We start from the raw sequence: 2,500 nt of genomic DNA, 5'->3' as shown, positions 1-2,500 counted from the left end.
AGAGTCACCATAAAGTCTTAAATACTTTTTGACATATATATTATGAAAGAATTATGAACTACAACTTTTTCTCGGTAAAGGCCTATGGCCCTAGAGAAAGCTTACGGGTAATTAGTACTGCTCAGCTATGTCATTTCTGACTTTACACCTGCAGCCTATCAACGTTATCGTCTATAACGTCCCTTATAAAGAAATCTCATCTTGAGGTGGGTTTCGCGCTTAGATGCTTTCAGCGCTTATCCCTTCCCAACATAGCTACCCGGCAGTGCAGCTGACACCACAACCGGTACACCAGAGGTTAGTCCATCCCGGTCCTCTCGTACTAAGGACAGATCCTCGCAAATTTCTTACGCCCACAACAGATAGGGACCGAACTGTCTCACGACGTTCTGAACCCAGCTCGCGTGCCACTTTAATGGGCGAACAGCCCAACCCTTGGGACCTTCTCCAGCCCCAGGATGTGACGAGCCGACATCGAGGTGCCAAACCTCCCCGTCGATGTGAGCTCTTGGGGGAGATCAGCCTGTTATCCCCAGAGTACCTTTTATCCTTTGAGCGATGGCCCTTCCATACGGAACCACCGGATCACTATATCCGTCTTTCGACCCTGATCGACTTGTTGGTCTCACAGTCAAGCTCCCTTATGCTATTGCGCTCTGCGCACGGTTACCAAGCGTGCTGAGGGAACCTTTGAAAGCCTCCGTTACTCTTTTGGAGGCGACCACCCCAGTCAAACTACCCTCCAAACACTGTCTCTGTATACAGATTAGGCATCACGTAAATAAAGGGTGGTATTTCAACAACGACTCCGCAATGCCTGGCGACACCACTTCATAGTCTCCCACCTATCCTACACATCATTTACACAATGTCAATGTTAAGCTATAGTAAAGGTTCATGGGGTCTTTCCGTCCCGTTGCGGGTAAGCGGCATCTTCACCGCTACTACAATTTCACCGAGCTCGTGGCCGAGACAGTATCCAGATCGTTGCACCATTCGTGCAGGTCGGAACTTACCCGACAAGGAATTTCGCTACCTTAGGACCGTTATAGTTACGGCCGCCGTTTACTGGGGCTTCAGTTCAATGCTTCTTCTTGCGAATAACATCCCCCCTTAACCTTCCAGCACCGGGCAGGTGTCAGGCCATATACATCATCTTTCGATTTCGCATAGCCATGTGTTTTTGCTAAACAGTCGCCTGGATCTTTTCACTGCGGCCTCTCTGCCGAAACAGAGGAGGCGCCCCTTCTCCCGAAGTTACAGGGCCATTTTGCCTAGTTCCTTAGCCACGAATCACTCGAGCACCTCAGGATTCTCTCCTTGACTACCTGTGTCGGTTTGCGGTACGGGTACCATTAACATAAGTTTAGAGGTTTTTCTTGGAAGTCTGATTAGGGCCACTATCCACGCTCCCGAAGGATTGTGGTACTATCAGGTTCAGCTAACAATACGGATTTGCCTATATCGTCATTACCTACACCCTTTAACGTACTATTCCGTCAGTACGCGAGCCTTTCACTACTCCGTCACCCCATCACTGTTAACGGTAGTATGGGAATATTAACCCATTGTCCATCGACTACCCCTTTCGGGTTCGCCTTAGGTCCCGACTAACCCTGATCCGATTAGCGTTGATCAGGAATCCTTAGTCTATCGGTGGGCGGGTTTCTCACCCGCCTTATCGTTACTTATGCCTACATTTGCTTTTCTATCCGCTCCAACATGGCTTACGCCACACCTTCGCCGCTGATAGAATGCTCCCCTACCCAGAATAAATTCTGCCAAAGCTTCGGTAGTATACTTTATGCCCGATTATCATCGATGCTCTGTCGCTCGACCAGTGAGCTGTTACGCACTCTTTAAATGAATGGCTGCTTCCAAGCCAACATCCTGGCTGTCTCGGCAACTGAACCACCTTAGTTCAACTTAGTATACATTTGGGGACCTTAGCTGTTGGTCCGGGTTCTTTCCCTTTCGGACAAGGACCTTAGCACCCTTGCCCTCACTGCAGAGTATATCTAATAGCATTCGGAGTTCATCAGGATTTGGTAGGATGTGACTCCCCCTAGTCCTATTGGTAGCTCTACCTCTATTAGACTTTACCTCCACGCTGCTCCTAAAAGCATTTCGGGGAGTACGAGCTATTTCTCAGTTTGATTGGCCTTTCACCCCTACCCACAGCTCATCCAAACACTTTTCAACGTGTACTGGTTCGGTCCTCCAGTGCGTGTTACCGCACCTTCAACCTGGCCATGGGTAGATCACCAAGTTTCGCGTCTACCTCCACTGACTAAACGCACTATTAATACTCGCTTTCGCTCCGGCTCCGTTCTTCTAAAAACTTAACCTTGCCAGTGAAGAGTAACTCGTAGGCTCATTATGCAAAAGGCACGCCGTCACAGAACTTATCTGCTCCGACCGCTTGTAAGCGTATGGTTTCAGGTACTATTTCACCCCCTTATTCAGGGTACTTTTCACCTTTCCCTCACGGTACTGGTTC

2 rRNA genes (both only partly in view) are annotated in these 2,500 nt (G+C 48.9%); both read right to left on the bottom strand.

From position 1 onward, the window contains the following. Positions 1-12, bottom strand: a 5S ribosomal RNA gene (rrf, locus tag LVD15_RS09165) (it extends 100 nt beyond the left edge of the window). A gap of 79 nt (positions 13-91) precedes the next feature. Further along, a 23S ribosomal RNA gene (locus LVD15_RS09160) occupies positions 92-2,500 on the bottom strand; it runs 472 nt beyond the window's last position.

It is taken from the genome of Fulvivirga maritima (assembly GCF_021389955.1).
GTDB classification, from domain to species: Bacteria; Bacteroidota; Bacteroidia; order Cytophagales; family Cyclobacteriaceae; genus Fulvivirga; species Fulvivirga maritima.
The sequence above is the reverse complement of the archived record's forward strand: the minus strand, read 5'-3'. Positions and strand labels throughout refer to the sequence as shown.